The organism is Amycolatopsis sp. NPDC051903, assembly GCF_044452505.1.
Lineage (GTDB): Bacteria > Actinomycetota > Actinomycetes > Mycobacteriales > Pseudonocardiaceae > Amycolatopsis.
The window spans coordinates 88,380-102,402 of sequence record NZ_JBITBT010000028.1 but is presented as its reverse complement, the minus strand read 5'-3'; the positions used below and the strand labels follow the sequence as shown (position 1 = coordinate 102,402).

Sequence of the window (14,023 nt, the reverse complement as noted above, 5' to 3'; positions counted from 1 at the left end):
CGAAGTGCGCGAGCGTCATTTCGCTGAACCGGACGGCTTCGGCGAGCCGTGTTCCGGATTCGGTTCAGGCGCCGATCCCCCGGGCTCGTTCGATGTCCGGCCCCCGGTACAGCCGCTCCGGGATCCGCGCCAGCGTCGACTCGTGCACCTGCGGGCCCAGGCCGTAGAGCTTCTGGAAGCTCATGATCAGCGGCCGCCACTTGTCGGGGTCGATGTGGTCGGGGGTGTGGGGGCGGCGGACGGCGTCGTGGACCAGGACGCGCTGGATGCGGACCTCCAGGCCCAGGACGGAGCCGGATTGGGCGGGATCGTCGGTGGCGAAGGGGTGGGTGGCTTCGAGGACGGCTTCGAGGGCGACGGGGCATTCGCCGACCCGCGGGGGCGCGACGGTTTCGGACGGCACGGCCGTGAAGCCCGCGCGGCCGAACTTGTCGGCGACGTGGAAGTAGCCACGCTTCGTCTTGCCCGGTGGGACGGGGTCGGAACCGGTGGTGAGGGCGAGGCGGTCCACGGCCGGGGCCAGGTCGGCCGACGGGAGGTTCAGGACGCATTCGCGCGTGCGCAGCAGGTTCACCGTCGTCTTCGAGCGGGCGCCCAGGCCGAGCATGGCGCGCCAGCCGAGCCAGAAGGCGGACGACATGGGTGCCAGGTTGGCCGAACCGTCCTCATTGGTCGTCGAGATCAGCACGACCGGCGTGCCGAAGTAGAGGATGCCGGGCTCGATGGGCGTGTGCGGGGAAACGTTCACGTCGCCCAGTCTGCGCAGGGGCGAACGCGCCGGCTGGCGGGAAACGGACGTCGTGCTTCCCGCCGGCCGGAGCGATCAGGCGATGCCCGCGGACAGCAGCGCGCGGCGGGTCAGCACCCGCGCCAGGTGCCGCCGGTACTCGGCCGACGCGTGGGGCTCGTCGGGCGGCGAGGTGTCCTCCGCCGCCAGCGAAGCCGCGTCGTCGGCCGAGGCGCCGTCCGCCAGTGCCTTCTCCGTCGCGGCCGCCCGCACCGGCGTACCACCCATGTTGATCAGGCCCACGGACCGGCCGACGACAGCCACGCCGACGATCGCCCAGTCGATGGAGCGGCGCGTGAACTTCTCGAAGCCCCACCCGAGACCGGCCTGGCTCGGCAGGCGGATCTCGGTCAGCAGCTCGTCGGGTTCCAGCGGCGTGGTGAACGGGCCGAGGAAGAACTCGGCCGCGGGGATGCGCCGCTCCCCCGCCGGCCCACGGGCGACGAGCGTGCCGCCCGACGCGAGGACCACGGCCGGCAGGTCGGCGGCCGCGTCGGCGTGCACGAGCGAACCGCCGAGCGTGCCGCGGTGGCGCACCTGCGGGTCACCGACCGCACCCGACGCGTGCGCCACCAGCGGCGCGTGCTCGGCTAGCACGGGATCGCCGTGCAGGTCGTGGTAGCGCGACAAGGCGCCGATCACGACCTCGTCGCCGTCGAGGCGCACGAACCTCAGCTCGTTCAGCGGCGCGATGTCGACCACGACCTCGGGCGCGGCGAAGCGCAGCTTCATCAGCGGCAGCAGGGAATGTCCACCGGCCAGGACCTTGGCGTCGTCGCCGTGCTCGGCCAGCACGGCCAGCGCCTCATCCACAGTGGACACCCGGCGGTAGGCGAATTCGGCGGGGATCACCGGTCGACCTCCTGCCCGGACGCCTCGACCACGGCGCTCACGATGTTGTGGTAACCCGTGCAGCGGCACAGGTTCCCTTCGAGCGCTTCGCGCACCTCGCGCCGCGTCGGCTTCGGGTTCTCCTTCAGCAGCGACACCGACGCCATCATCATGCCCGGCGTGCAGAACCCGCACTGGAGCCCGTGCTGCTCGCGGAACGCGCGCTGCACGGGGTGCAGCTCGCCGTCCGCGCCGGCCAGACCCTCCACTGTGGTCACTTCGTGCCCGTCCGCCTGCGCGGCCAGCACGGTGCACGACTTCACCGACTCACCGTCCAGCAACACGGTGCACGCGCCGCACGACGTGGTGTCGCAGCCGACGTTCGTGCCCGTCAGCCCGGCCGTGTCGCGCAGGTAGTGCACCAGCAGCGTCCGGTCCGGCACCTCCCCGGCCACGGTCGTTCCGTTGACCTCGATGGACACCCGCACGTCAGTTCGCCTTCCTCGCGTCGTTCAGGGCCGCCCACACCCGCATCGGGGTGGTCGGCATGTCCAGGTGCCGCACGCCGTACGGGGCGAGCGCGTCGACCACGGCGTTGTGCACGGCCGGCGTCGACCCGATCGTCGCCGCCTCGCCGATTCCCTTGACGCCCAGCAGGTTCCGGGTCGTGGGTGTCGCCATCTCCACGAGCTCGAAATCGGGCAGCTCGGTCGCGGTCACGAACGAGTAGTCCGCGAGCGTCGCCGTGGTCGGGTTGCCGTCTTCGTCGTAGTTCACGACTTCCAGCAGCGCCTGCGCGACGCCCTGGCCGAGGCCGCCGTGGCGCTGGCCGCGGAACGTCAGCGGGTTCACCACCGGTCCCGCGTCGTCGAGCGCGACCACGCGCCGCACTTCGACCTTGCCCGTTTCCGTGTCGACCTCGACGACCACGAGGTGCGCCCCGAACGGGAACGTCGGCTTGCCGTTGCCGAACCACACGTCGGCCGACAGGGTCCCGCCGTCGGCCGCGGACACCACGCGGGCCCAGTCGAGCGTCGCGCTCGCCGGCGCGCCGCGCACCTGCCAGACGCCGCGGTCGGTGTCGAGCTCCAGGTCCTCCGGCGCCGCCTCGAGCAGGTCGGCCGCGAGCTCGCGGGCCTGCTCCACCACCTCGTCGGCCGCCTGCCGGATGGCCGAACCGCCCAGCTGCAGCGACCGTGAGCCGAACGTGCCGATCGCCCGCGGCACGTCGTCGGTGTCGCCGTGCTTCACGGTGATCTTCTCGAGCGGCACGCCGAGCCGGTCGGACAGGAGCATCGCCAGCGACGTCGCCAGGCCCTGGCCGTGCGGCGAGCTGCCGGTGTACGCGGTGACCGAGCCATCAGCGTGGAGGTCGACGCGACCGCTCTCCCCACCGCCGTCGCCGCCGGTGATCTCGACGTACGCGGCGATCCCGAGCCCCAGCGCCACCGGGTCACCCGCGGCGCGGCGGGTTGCCTGCTCGGCGCGCAGCTCGGCGTAGCCCGCCGCTTCGAGCACCCGGTCGAGCGCGGCCGCGTACTCGCCCGTGTCGTAGTCCCCGCCGGTCTGCGTGGCGTACGGGAACTCCTCGGGCCGGATGAAGTTGACGCGCCGCACCTCGGCGGGATCCATCCCGATCTCGGCGGCGAACAGGTCCATCGCGCGTTCGACCGCGGCCGTCGCCTCGGGCCGGCCGGCCCCGCGGTACGCGCCGATCGGCGTGGTGTTCGTGACGACCGACCGGCTCCGCGTCTGGACGACCGGGAACCGGTAGACACCGGGCGCCATCAGCTCGGTCAGCGTCGGGAGGAAGAGGCTGCGCGGGTAGGCGCCCGCGTCCTGCACCACCTCGATCCGGTACGCCAGCACGGTCCCGTCGCGCTTGCCGCCGATGGTCACGGTGTTCTGCTGCGCGCGCCCGTGGGTCATCGCGGTCAGGTTCTCGCTGCGCGATTCGACCCACCGCACCGGCCGTTCGACGCGCCGCGAGGCCCACCCGAGCAGGCTCGCTTCCGGATCGGCGCCGATCTTCGCGCCGAAGCCGCCGCCGACGTCCGGCGTGATCACGCGCACCTGTTCATCCGGCAGCCCCAGCGCACCCGCCACAGTGGACCGGGCGATCTGAGCGTTTTGCGTCGACAGCCACAGCGTGAGCCGGCCGTCTTCGCCCCAGGCCACGGACGCCCCGCGCACCTCGAGCGGAGCGGGCGCCACGCGCGGGTTGAGGATCGTCTGCGTCACCACCGCCTCACACTCGGCGAACACGGTGTCGTCGAGGTCCCCGCCGGTCACCTGCACGACGTTGCCGCCGGGAAACAGTTCGGTTTCGCCCGACAGCGCGGCGTCGATGCTCGCCACCGCGTCGAGCGGGTCGTAGTCGACGTCGACCAGCTCCGCCGCGTCGGCCAGCTGGTAGCGCTCTTCGGTGAGCACCAGCGCGACGGGTTCGCCGACGTAGCGCACCACGTCCGTGGCGAGGAACGGTTCGGTGACGGGCCCGGCCTCGTGCGGGGCGAGGTCGAGGTCCGCCGCGGTGAAGACGGCGACGACGCCGGGCGCCTGTTTCGCCTCTTCCACGTCGATGCCGGTGATGCGCGCGTGGGCGATTGGGCTGCGCACGAAGACCGCGTGGAGCGCGCCGGTGAGCGCCGCCTCCCGCAGGTCGTCGACGTACGTTCCGCCCGAGGTGATCAGCTTCTCGTCCTCGACGCGCACCACACGGGTGCCGACAATGCTCATCTGGCCTCCTGCTCGGGATACCCCGCGATCATGCCCCCAGAGGCACGCGCGCGTCATCCCGGTGGGGCAACGGTTGCGCCGCGATCAGCCGGCGAACGCTTCGCGGGCCAGCACGACCGCGAGCACCAGCCCGGCGAGGGCGATCGCGATCCGCAGGGGTGTCGCGGGAAGGTACCGGACCAGCACCGAGCCCAGCCAGGAACCCACCACCGAACCGAGGCACACGGCCACGGCCGCCGGCCACAACACCCGGCCGGTGAACGAGAAGACGACCGCGGCGACCAGGTTCGCCGTGCCCGTCGCGATGTTCTTCGCCGCGTTCGTGCGGGCCAGCGACTGCGTCCACACGGTCGTGAGCAGCGCGAGCATCAGCACGCCCGCCGCGGCGCCGAAGTAGCCGCCGTAGGCGCCGACCAGGAACGCGGCCGTCCCGGCGCCCGGCCCGATCCCGTGCCGCTCCGAACCTTCGGCCAACCGGCGCAACCGCGGGCCCGCCATCAGGACCAGCGACGCGCCGCCGATCAGCCACGGCACCACGACCGTGAACGCGTCAGGTGGCGTCAGCAGCAGCACGAGCCCGCCGCACGCGCCGCCCGCGGTCGTGATGAGGCACAGCGGCAGCAGCCGGCGCCACTGCCCGGTGAGCTCCGGTCGCGCTCCGGCGGCCGCGCCCGCGGTGGTGCCGAGCATGGCGACGGTGTTGGTCATGTTCGCGACGACCGGCGGCATTCCGGCGGCGAGCAACGCGGGGTACGACACGAGTGAGGCGAGTCCGGCCGTCGCGCCGACGAGGCCGGCCCCGACGCCGGCGAGCAGCAGGAGGGCGAGCTCGCCCGCGTCGATGATCACGCGGACATGAGAACACGCGGCGGAGCGTTACCGTATAGGTTGTTATACATGTCACTTCCGGCGGAACGGACACCGCCGAACGGACGCCGGGCCGACGTCGCGAACGCGGGTAATTTTGGAAGAGAGGCCGCCAGCCCGGACGACGGCGCCCGGTGGCGGGCTCCGCGGGAGGACCTATGCGCGTCACGATCGCCGAGGTCGCCCGCCGCGCGCGGGTGAGCAAGACGACCGTGTCCCGGGTGCTCAACAACAAGTCCGACGTGGACGCCGCGACCGCAGTGCGCGTGCGCGAGGTCATCGCCGCCACCGGGTACATCCCGAGCGCCGGCGCGGTCGGACTGGCGAAGGGCCGCACCGGGCTGGTCGGGGTGCTCGTGCCCGGGTTATCGCCCCCGGGCACGGGCGAAGTGCTGCAGGCGATCGCCGACGTCGTCGACGCGAAGGACCACGGCCTGCTGCTCGGCACCACGAGTCGCGGTGAGGAGTCGATCGAGCGCTTCGCGCACCAGGTGCGGGCGCGCGCGTTCGACGGGCTGCTGCTGGTCGCTCCCCCACCGGCCGTCACGGACCTCGAAGCGCTGCGCGACTCGGACCTGCCCGTGGTCGTCGTCGACGGGACGCACCCGACGCTGGCTTCGGTCTCCGCGGACGATCCGGCCGGCGCGGCCGCCGTGGCGCGCCACTTCCTGGCGCGCGGCCGGCGGCGCGTCGCCGTGGTGACCGGCCCGGCCGCGGTCACCGGCCGCCGGCTCGCCGGGTTCCGCGCGGCGCTCGCCGAAACCGGGATGCCGCTGGGTGAACCCGCGGTGACCGAAGCGGACCTCACCGTGGCGGGCGGGCGGCTGGCCGTGCGAAGACTCCTCGCCGGAGGGCTCGGTTTCGACGCGGTGTTCGCCTGCGACGACGCCGTGGCGGCCGGAGTGCTGAGCGGTCTGCGCGAAGCGGGCCGCGCGGTCCCGGACGCGGTCGCCGTGGCCGGGTTCGGCGACACCCCGCTGGCCGAGGCCATGGGGCTCACGACCGTCCGCCGCCCCCTGCGCGCCCTCGGCGAAACCGCGGCGCGCAAACTCCTCGACCGGCTCACCGGTGACGCCCCGCTGAGCGGGACGACGGTGCTGCCGAGCGAGCTTGTGGTGCGCGAATCGGCGCCCTGACCCCCGTGGGTTGGTGGCGGCCCGGGTCCGCGCCGAGGCGGAAACCACCGCACAGCACCAAGTCCGCGCCGGATTCATCCCCCGGTCACCGTTGCATGCGGACTTCACCGGCCGCGCGAGGCGCGTCGAGCGACTGCACGCCGCTGATCATCGCCATGACCTCGATGTCGCGGCTGCTGCAGCCGCGGGACAGGTCGTTGAGCGGCGCGGCCAGGCCCTGCAGGACCGGGCCCAGCGCGACCGCGCCGCCGAGCCGTTCGGCGATCTTGTAGCCGATGTTGCCGGCGTCGAGGTTGGGGAAGACGAGGACGGTGGCCTGCCCGGCGACGGCCGAGCCCGGCGCTTTGGCGCGGGCGACGGCGGCCACGAGCGCGGCGTCCAGCTGGAGCTCGCCGTCGACGGGCACGTCCGGCAGCCGGGACCGCACGAGTTCCGTCGCGGCCCGCACCTTGTTCACGGACTCGTGGCGGGCGCTGCCCTGGGTGCTGAAGGACAGCAGGGCCACCACCGGCGCGCGGCCGGTCAGCGAGCGGTAGGACCCGGCCGCCGCGGCGGCGATGTCGGCGAGCTGCCCGGCGTCGGGATCGGGCACGACCGCGCAGTCGGCGAAGGCCAGCACCCGGCCGTCCGCCAGCGCCATCAGGAAGACGCTGCTCACCTGCCGCACCCCGGGCGCCGGGCCGAGCACGCGAAGGCCGGCGCGCAGCACGTCGGCGGTGGCGCGCCCGGCGCCCGCCACGCACGCGTCCACCGCCCCGGCGCGCAATCCGGCCGCGGCGACGTAAAGCGGATCTTCGGCCCGCACCCCGGCCTCGCCGGCGTCGTCGAACGCGGCGAGCAAAGCGCCGCGCACCAGTGGGTCCGCGGCCAGCCGCGAGGGTTCGAGCACGAGTTCGTCGGGAACCGCGACCACGCGGTGGATCCGCTCCCGCCGGCCGAACAGCAGGGGGCTCAGCACCCGGTTCTCGTGCAACGCGAGCGCGGCCTCGATCGCCCGCGGGTCCTCGCCGTCCGCGAGCAGGACGCGCGGGGCGGTGTCGGCCAGGCGCGCCCGCCACAGCCCGACCAGCTCACCCGCGCCCCGCCGGTCGCCGGCCTCGCCGATCGCACCGGCTTCCCCGGTCGCCGTCGCGCCGACCATCGGCCACCACCCTCCACAGCATATTCCATCATGTGGCAAGTACTTCCAACCTCGACGTTAGGCGAGGTCGGGGAACACTGTCAACGCCAGGGGTACACTGGTAAACGCGATCTTCAGGGGTAGACTGCTTCCAACATGTGACAGTCCAACATGTGACAAGGGGTGTCATGGCAGGCGACGAACCAGACCGGACGCAGAGCGGGAACCCGGTACTGGGCGCTCAGACGATCTCGCGCGCGTTCTCCGTCCTGCGCCTGTTCCGCGACCGGCGCGGGGATCTCGGCGTCGGCACCATCGCCAAGGAGCTCGGGCTCAACCTGAGCACCACCCACCGCATCGTGCGGGCGCTCGTCGCGGAGGGCTACCTGGCGCAGAACACCGACAGCGAGCGCTACTACCTCGGTACCGGCGCGCTGCTGCTCGGCCAAGCCGCGCACCGCAACTTCGCGCTCGACGTCGTCTACCCCGTGCTGCAGCAGCTCGCGGCGGTGACCGGCGAGTCGGTGAACCTCGGTGTGCTCACCGCCGACGCCGCCGTGGTGGTCGAGCGCATCGAATCGGCCGAGCCGCTGCGGTTCACGCAGGCCCCGGGCACCCGCGTGCCGCTGCACGCCTCGTCGATGGGCAAAGCGCTGCTCGCCTTCAACGCCGACGCCGCGGAGCGCACGCTCAAGGGCACCCGGCGCCTGCACCGGCTCACCGCGAAGACGCACGTCTCGACGCGGGAGCTGAGGTCCGAGCTGGACCAGATCCGCGCCCGCGGCTGGAGCACCGACGACGAGGAGTCCAACCTCGGCGTCCGCTGCGTCGGCGCGCCCATCCGCGACGGCGCCGGCCTCGCCCGGGCCGCGATCGCGGTGCAGGCACCGTCGGTCCGCGTCCCGGACGAGCGTTTCGACGAACTGGGCCCGGAAGTGACCCGGGCGGCCAAGGAGATCTCCGCTCTCCTGCCACCCGGGCACAGCTTCTGACCGGTGCCGCTCAGCCCGCTTCAGCGGCGGGCTCCGGAGCGGGCAGCTTGTTGTCCGGTTTGATCCGCAGTGCGGTCAGGCCGCCGATGAGCAGCAGCACGGCCGACACCCCGAACGGCACCACCCAGCTGCCCGTGCGGTCCACCAGGAGCCCGAACACCGCCGGTGAGACGATGCCCGCCACCCCGAACCCGGTGTTCATCACGCCGCCGGCCGTGCCGGCGTGGTCGGGCGCGATGTCCATCGGGATCGACCAGAGCACCGGGTTCGTGATCTCGAGGAAGAAGAACGCGAGCGCCAGGCACACCGCGGCGAGTGCGAGCTGGTGCACGAACAGCGTCGGCAGGATGAAGAAGAACGAGCCGAGCAGGCCCACGACGAGCACCGACCGCCGCGCGACGCGCAGGCTCCCGGTCCGCCGCAGCAACGCGTCCGAGATCAGTCCGCCGAACGTGTCACCGATGACGCCAGCCAGCAGCACCAGCGTGCTGAACAGCGCGAACTTCGCCAGCTTGAGGTCGAAGCTCTCCGAGAAGTAGGACGGGATCCAGGTCAGGTACACCCACAGCATCCAGCCGTAGGTGAAGTCGACGAAGGTGACCGGCAGGATCCGGGGCAGCAGCTGCCGCCAGGGCACCGGCGGGCGCTGGTCGGCGCGCTGGCGCGCGTCGAGCTCACCGAGCTCCTCCTCCGTGATCCGAGGGTGGTCGGCGGGCCGGTCCCGGTAGATCAGCACCCACGCGATCGCCCACGCGAGGCTGACGATCCCGAGCAGCCAGAACGACACGCGCCAGTCGAACGCGGCGATCACCGCGGCCACGACCAGCGGGGCCACCGCGTTGCCCAGCCGCGCGAACGCGTGGGTGATGCCCTGCCCGAAGCCGCGCTGGTCGGCCGGCAGCCAGCGGGACATGGCCTGGGTCGCGCCGGGGAAGGCCGCGCCCTCACCGAACCCGAGGGCCAGGCGGGCGGCGAACAGGCTGGCCAGCCCGATCGACAGGCCCGTGAAGGCGGTCGCGACCGCCCAGACCAGGCCGACGAAGAACAGCAGCTTCCGCGGCCCGAACCGGTCCGCGAGCATGCCGCCGAAGATCTGGAAGAAGGCGTACGGGATGGAGAACGCCGACAGCGCCAGGCCGAGCTGGGTGTTCGACAGGTGCAGGTCCGCGCGGATGAACGGGGCCGCGGTCGAGATGTTGACGCGGTCCATGTAGGTGATGAAGTACATGCCGCAGAGCAGCAGGAGGATCCCGCCGCGGACCCGCCTCCGGTAGGCCCGGAGAAACCCGGTGTTCGTAGTCGCCGGTCGCGCACCAGCTGTGGGCGTCCGTGTTGGGTGGGGCATCGTTGCACCGCCTCAGGGATTCCAATTAATGGAAGCAGATGCCAAAGTACGCTAAGCAGCGGGTGTCGGCGTGTCAACCGCCACACCGGAACGATCGTGATTCAGGGCACAGCCGGCACCGCCCGGTCCGCATTGACGCACATCAGCGGTCCTCCTACCGTGGGATGAACTCCCACAATATGAAAGTCGCCGGCAGAACCTGGCCGGCGGCGGAATTTCCGTCAGTCGCAGCGTCGCGACGACGCGCGCGGCGATGTCACCGAAGGGGCGCCAGCCGTGACCGCAGTTCAGGACAGGCCCGACGTAGGGACGATCGCGGACCTCATCGCGAAAGCCCGGGCAGCCCAAGCAGTCTTCGCCGAGTACGACCAGGACCGCGTCGACGACGTCGTGGCGGCGGTCGCCTGGGCGATCTACCGGCCCGACCGCGCCACCGAGCTCGCCGAGCTCTCGGTGCGCGACACCGGACTCGGCAACGTCCCCGACAAGATAGCGAAGAACCAGCGCAAAACGCTGGGCACGCTGCGCGACCTGATGGCCGCCAAGTCGGTCGGCGTCATCGACGAGGACCCCGCCACCGGGATCACCGAGTACGCCAAGCCGGTCGGCGTGGTGGCCGCGGTGTGCCCGTCGACCAACCCCGCCGCGACCCCGGCCAACAAGACCATGATGGCGCTCAAGGGGCGCAACGCCGTGATCCTCTCCCCCTCGCCGAAGGGGGAATCGACCTGCCGGCTGCTCGTCGGCTACGTCCACGCCGAACTCGACAAGGTCGGTGCGCCGCGGGATCTCGTGCAGTACGTGGCGAACCCGTCCAAGGCACTGACCCACGAGCTCATGGAGCAGGCCGACCTCGTCGTCGTAACCGGTTCCCAGCGCAACGTGCGCCAGGCCTACCGCAGTGGCACCCCGGCCATCGGGGTCGGCGCGGGCAACGCGCCGGTCATCGTCGACGCGGACGCCGATCTGGCCGACGCCGCGGAGAAGATCAGGCGCAGCAAGACGTTCGACAACGCCACGAGCTGTTCGTCGGAGAACTCGGTGCACCTGCACACCGACGTCTACGACGCCGCCCTCGACGCGCTTCGCGCGGAAGGCGGTTACGTGCTGACGCCGGAGGAGAAGCAGCGGTTGCAGGCCGTGATGTGGCCCGAGGGCAAGCTGAGCTCGGCGATCACCGCGCAGTCGCCGGAGAAGATCGCGGCGCTGGCCGGGCTCGACTCGCCCGAGGCGCGCGCCGCCCGCTTCTTCCTCGTCGAAGAGGACGGAGTCGGGCCGGACCACCCGTTCAGCGGCGAGAAGCTGTCGGTGGTCCTCACCGTCTACCGGTTCGACACGCTCCCGCGAGCGCTCGAGCGCATCCAGCGGATCCTCGACTTCCAGGGCGCCGGGCACTCGTGCGGGATCCACACGCGCACCGAGGAACACGCCCGGCTGGTCGCCGAGCGGCTGCGGGTCGCGCGAGTGCTCGTCAACCAGGCGCACTGCTTCGGCACCGGTGGCGGGTTCGACAACGGCCTCGGGTTCACCTTGACGATGGGCGCGGGCACCTGGGCCGGCAACAGCATCAGCGAAAACCTGTCCTACCGGCACTTCCTGAACATCACCCGGCTCGCGCGCACCATTCCCCCGCGCGTGCCGAGTGAAGACGACCTGTGGGGACGCTACTTCGAGAAGTACGGACGGTGACCCGATGAAGTTGCTTGAGCACCAGGGAAAACAGCTCCTCGACCAGGCCGGCGTGCGGGTGCCGCGCGGCACGGTCGTGACCACGGTGGACGGAGCCCGCCGCGCCGCCGCGGCGATCGGCGCGCGGGTGGCGCTGAAGAGCCAGGTCCCGTCGGGCAAACGCGGGAAGTCCGGCGGAATCCGGTTCGCGGACACCCCGGAGGAGGCGGGCGCCGCCGCCGAGGCGCTGCTCGGGACGCAGCTGGGCGGGGTCACGGTGGACACCCTGCTCGTCGAGGAGTGCGCCGACATCGGCACCGAGCTGTACGTGTCCGTGCTGAACGACCCGGCGACCAAAGGACCGCTCGTGCTCTTCTCCGCCTCCGGCGGGATGGACATCGAAGAGGTCGGTGCCCGCGATCCCGGCCTGATCCGCCGGCAGGCGGTCGACATCCGGGCCGGGCTGACCGAGCAGCTCGCCGCCGCGCTGGTCGGCGACAGCGACGTCGCCGAGGCCCTGACGGACACGTTGCTGCGGATGTACCGGCTCTACCGCGACCTCGACGCCGAACTGGTCGAGATCAACCCGCTCGTGGTCACCACCGCGGGTGAGGTGATCGCGCTGGACGCGAAAGTCTCGCTCGACCCCGGCGCGCTCGGGCGGCACGCCGAACTGGTGTCCGGCCTCGCGGTCTCGCCGGACGCGGCCGGCACCGAACTGGAGCGGCGCGGGCGCGAACTCGGCCTGCAGTACATGGAGCTCGACGGCGCGGTCGGTGTGCTCGCGAACGGCGCGGGCCTGACCATGACGACGCTGGACGCGGTCAACCACTACGACGGCAAACCGGCGAACTTCCTGGAGATCGGCGGCGACGCGTACACGAAGGCGACGCCGGCGTTGCGGCTGGTGCTCGACAACCCGCGGGTGCGCAGCCTGGTGGTCAACTTCTGCGGTGCGTTCGCGCGCACCGACGTGATGACCGAAGGGGTCCTGGCGGCGATCGAAGAGCTCAAGCCGCAGCTGCCGATCTTCTTCTCCATCCACGGAACCGGCGAGGAGAAAGCGGTGCGGCTGGTGCGGGAACGGCTCGGGATCGAACCCTGCGAAACGATGGACGAAGCGGTGCGCGCCGCCGTCGCCGCCGGCCGCGAGGGGGTGCGCTGATGCTGGTCACCGAAAACGAATCCGTGGTCGTCCAGGGGCTCACCGGCCGCCAGGGCTCGTTCTGGGCCGAGCGGATGGCCGAATGCGGCACGCGGATCGCCGCCGGTGTCAGCCCGGGCAAGGGCGGCCGGGAGATCGGCGGGGTGCCCGTCTACGACTCGGTGGCGGACGCGACGCAGGGGCACGACCTCGACGTCAGCGTGCTGTTCGTGCCGCCGCTCGCCGTGCGCGCAGCCGCGACCGACGCCATCACCTCCGGCGTGGGCAAGATCGTGCTGCTCACCGAACACGTGCCCTACCACGACATCATGCACGTGCTCGCGGAGGCGCGAGACCACGGCGCGCAGGTGCTCGGCCCGAACACGGCCGGGTTGGTCGTGCCGGGGGTCGCGTCCGTCGGGATCATGCCGGGCTTCGCGGACAACATCTTCCGCCCGGGCTCGATCGGCGTGATCTCGCGCAGCGGCAGCCTCGGCACGCTCGTGTCGCTCAACCTCGTGCAGGCCGGCTACGGCCAGTCCGCGTTCATCGGCATCGGCGGCGACCCCATCCTGGGCACCACGACGCTCGACGCGGTGCGCCAGCTCGACGCCGACGAGCGCACCGAAGCCGTCGTCCTCGTCGGCGAGATCGGCGGCTCCATGGAAGAGGACGCCGCCGAGTACATCGCGACGATGACCAAGCCGGTCGTCGCGTTCATCGCCGGGCGCAGCGCGCCGCCGGACCGCCGCATGGGCCACGCCGGCGCCATCGTCAGCGCCGGCCGCGGCAGCGGCGACTCCAAGGTCACCGCCCTGCGCTCCGCCGGCGCGACGGTCGTCGACCTGCCCAGCGGAATCGGGGAAGCCTTGCGGGCGCACGGCATCCAGCCCCGCTGACCCGCGCCGCGAGCGCGCCGGGCGAGTTCTTCGCCCGGCGCGCTCGCTTTCGTTCACCCGGCCCTGGCGTGCTCTCGACCATCGGGCCGACGCCAAGTCGCCGGATCACGCCACGCACCACGGGCCGCGAGTACACCGGCGGACGCTGAACGCTCAGCCCCTTCCGCGCCGCGCCGGTCCGCCAAAACACCACTGGAAACTCTCGGGAGTCCCGCCGGCCGCCCGGCGATCAGGTCCAGGACCTCCCCACACGCCAATACCCGCCGGCATCCAGGGTGCGGCCTCGCCGGCCGCCTCCTCCTGCGCGCCAGCTCGGCACCACCGGCCGCGCCGATCCACCAAAACACCGCTGCGGAAACCCTTGAGAATCCACCCAGCCTCGTCAGTCCACGGACGACGCAGCAGCGCCCGCAGAGGACTCCACGGCCGGTTCCGCGGACCGCCGCCCGGCGGGCAGGACTTCCCGGCACACCCCGCCGGCGTCCAGGTCGCCCA

At 72.2% G+C, this 14,023-nt stretch carries 12 protein-coding genes; 5 read left to right on the top strand and 7 right to left on the bottom strand.

The annotated features are described in order from the left end of the window. Positions 1-64: 64 nt before the first annotated feature. From ACIA77_RS38150 to ACIA77_RS38130, 5 genes are all read right to left on the bottom strand, one after another. Complete coding sequence (locus ACIA77_RS38150; RefSeq protein ID WP_395890970.1) at positions 65-748, bottom strand: flavin reductase family protein; 684 nt, start codon at positions 746-748, stop codon at positions 65-67. Positions 749-823: 75 nt separating this feature from the next. After that, a complete protein-coding gene (locus ACIA77_RS38145) occupies positions 824-1,639 on the bottom strand; it encodes an FAD binding domain-containing protein (RefSeq protein ID WP_395890969.1) in 816 nt (271 codons plus the stop codon). Next, positions 1,636-2,106, bottom strand: a complete 471-nt coding sequence (locus ACIA77_RS38140; protein WP_395890968.1) for a (2Fe-2S)-binding protein — start codon at positions 2,104-2,106, stop codon at positions 1,636-1,638. The genes ACIA77_RS38145 and ACIA77_RS38140 overlap by 4 nt, the downstream gene beginning before the upstream one ends. A 1-nt stretch (position 2,107) precedes the next feature. Continuing rightward, positions 2,108-4,357, bottom strand: coding sequence for a xanthine dehydrogenase family protein molybdopterin-binding subunit (locus ACIA77_RS38135; RefSeq protein WP_395890967.1), 2,250 nt, complete (start codon positions 4,355-4,357; stop codon positions 2,108-2,110). Positions 4,358-4,441: 84 nt separating this feature from the next. After that, a complete protein-coding gene (locus ACIA77_RS38130; RefSeq protein WP_395890966.1) occupies positions 4,442-5,206 on the bottom strand; it encodes a sulfite exporter TauE/SafE family protein in 765 nt (254 codons plus the stop codon). A gap of 176 nt (positions 5,207-5,382) precedes the next feature. Between ACIA77_RS38130 and ACIA77_RS38125 the strand changes: the two genes are divergently transcribed. Then, the gene (locus tag ACIA77_RS38125) at positions 5,383-6,360 is read left to right on the top strand and encodes a LacI family DNA-binding transcriptional regulator (RefSeq protein ID WP_395890965.1); all 978 of its coding nucleotides are present in this window, start codon (positions 5,383-5,385) and stop codon (positions 6,358-6,360) included. 85 nt (positions 6,361-6,445) lie between these two features. On the opposite strand, the gene ACIA77_RS38120 is transcribed toward ACIA77_RS38125, so the two are convergent. After that, a complete protein-coding gene (locus ACIA77_RS38120) occupies positions 6,446-7,501 on the bottom strand; it encodes a phosphotransacetylase (RefSeq protein ID WP_395890964.1) in 1,056 nt (351 codons plus the stop codon). A 167-nt stretch (positions 7,502-7,668) separates the two neighbouring features. On the opposite strand from ACIA77_RS38120, the gene ACIA77_RS38115 reads away from it, so the two are divergent. Further along, entirely contained in the window at positions 7,669-8,472 is an 804-nt protein-coding gene (locus tag ACIA77_RS38115; RefSeq protein ID WP_395890963.1) for an IclR family transcriptional regulator, read from the top strand. A 10-nt stretch (positions 8,473-8,482) separates the two neighbouring features. Here ACIA77_RS38115 and ACIA77_RS38110 read toward each other — a convergent pair whose 3' ends face one another. After that, on the bottom strand, positions 8,483-9,817 hold the full coding sequence (locus ACIA77_RS38110; protein WP_395890962.1) for an MFS transporter: 1,335 nt from the start codon (positions 9,815-9,817) through the stop codon (positions 8,483-8,485). A 276-nt stretch (positions 9,818-10,093) separates the two neighbouring features. On the opposite strand from ACIA77_RS38110, the gene sauS reads away from it, so the two are divergent. The 3 genes from sauS to ACIA77_RS38095 are packed head-to-tail and all read left to right on the top strand — an operon-like array spanning position 10,094 to position 13,528. Continuing rightward, positions 10,094-11,506 (top strand): acylating sulfoacetaldehyde dehydrogenase, encoded by a 1,413-nt coding sequence (sauS, locus tag ACIA77_RS38105; RefSeq protein WP_395890961.1) that lies wholly within the window; start codon positions 10,094-10,096, stop codon positions 11,504-11,506. Positions 11,507-11,510: 4 nt separating this feature from the next. Further along, positions 11,511-12,650 (top strand): ATP-grasp domain-containing protein, encoded by a 1,140-nt coding sequence (locus tag ACIA77_RS38100; protein ID WP_395890960.1) that lies wholly within the window; start codon positions 11,511-11,513, stop codon positions 12,648-12,650. Beyond that, positions 12,650-13,528, top strand: a complete 879-nt coding sequence (locus ACIA77_RS38095; RefSeq protein WP_395890959.1) for a CoA-binding protein — start codon at positions 12,650-12,652, stop codon at positions 13,526-13,528. The genes ACIA77_RS38100 and ACIA77_RS38095 overlap by 1 nt, the downstream gene beginning before the upstream one ends. The last annotated feature ends 495 nt before the right edge of the window (positions 13,529-14,023 follow it).

Coding starts and splice junctions, on each gene's coding strand:
- ACIA77_RS38135 (WP_395890967.1), bottom strand. CDS start 4,357: ATGAGCATTGTCGGCACCCGTGTGGTGCGCGTCGAGGACGAGAAGCTG.
- ACIA77_RS38125 (WP_395890965.1), top strand. CDS start 5,383: ATGCGCGTCACGATCGCCGAGGTCGCCCGCCGCGCGCGGGTGAGCAAG.
- ACIA77_RS38120 (WP_395890964.1), bottom strand. CDS start 7,501: ATGGTCGGCGCGACGGCGACCGGGGAAGCCGGTGCGATCGGCGAGGCC.
- ACIA77_RS38115 (WP_395890963.1), top strand. CDS start 7,669: ATGGCAGGCGACGAACCAGACCGGACGCAGAGCGGGAACCCGGTACTG.
- ACIA77_RS38110 (WP_395890962.1), bottom strand. CDS start 9,817: ATGCCCCACCCAACACGGACGCCCACAGCTGGTGCGCGACCGGCGACT.
- ACIA77_RS38100 (WP_395890960.1), top strand. CDS start 11,511: ATGAAGTTGCTTGAGCACCAGGGAAAACAGCTCCTCGACCAGGCCGGC.
- ACIA77_RS38095 (WP_395890959.1), top strand. CDS start 12,650: ATGCTGGTCACCGAAAACGAATCCGTGGTCGTCCAGGGGCTCACCGGC.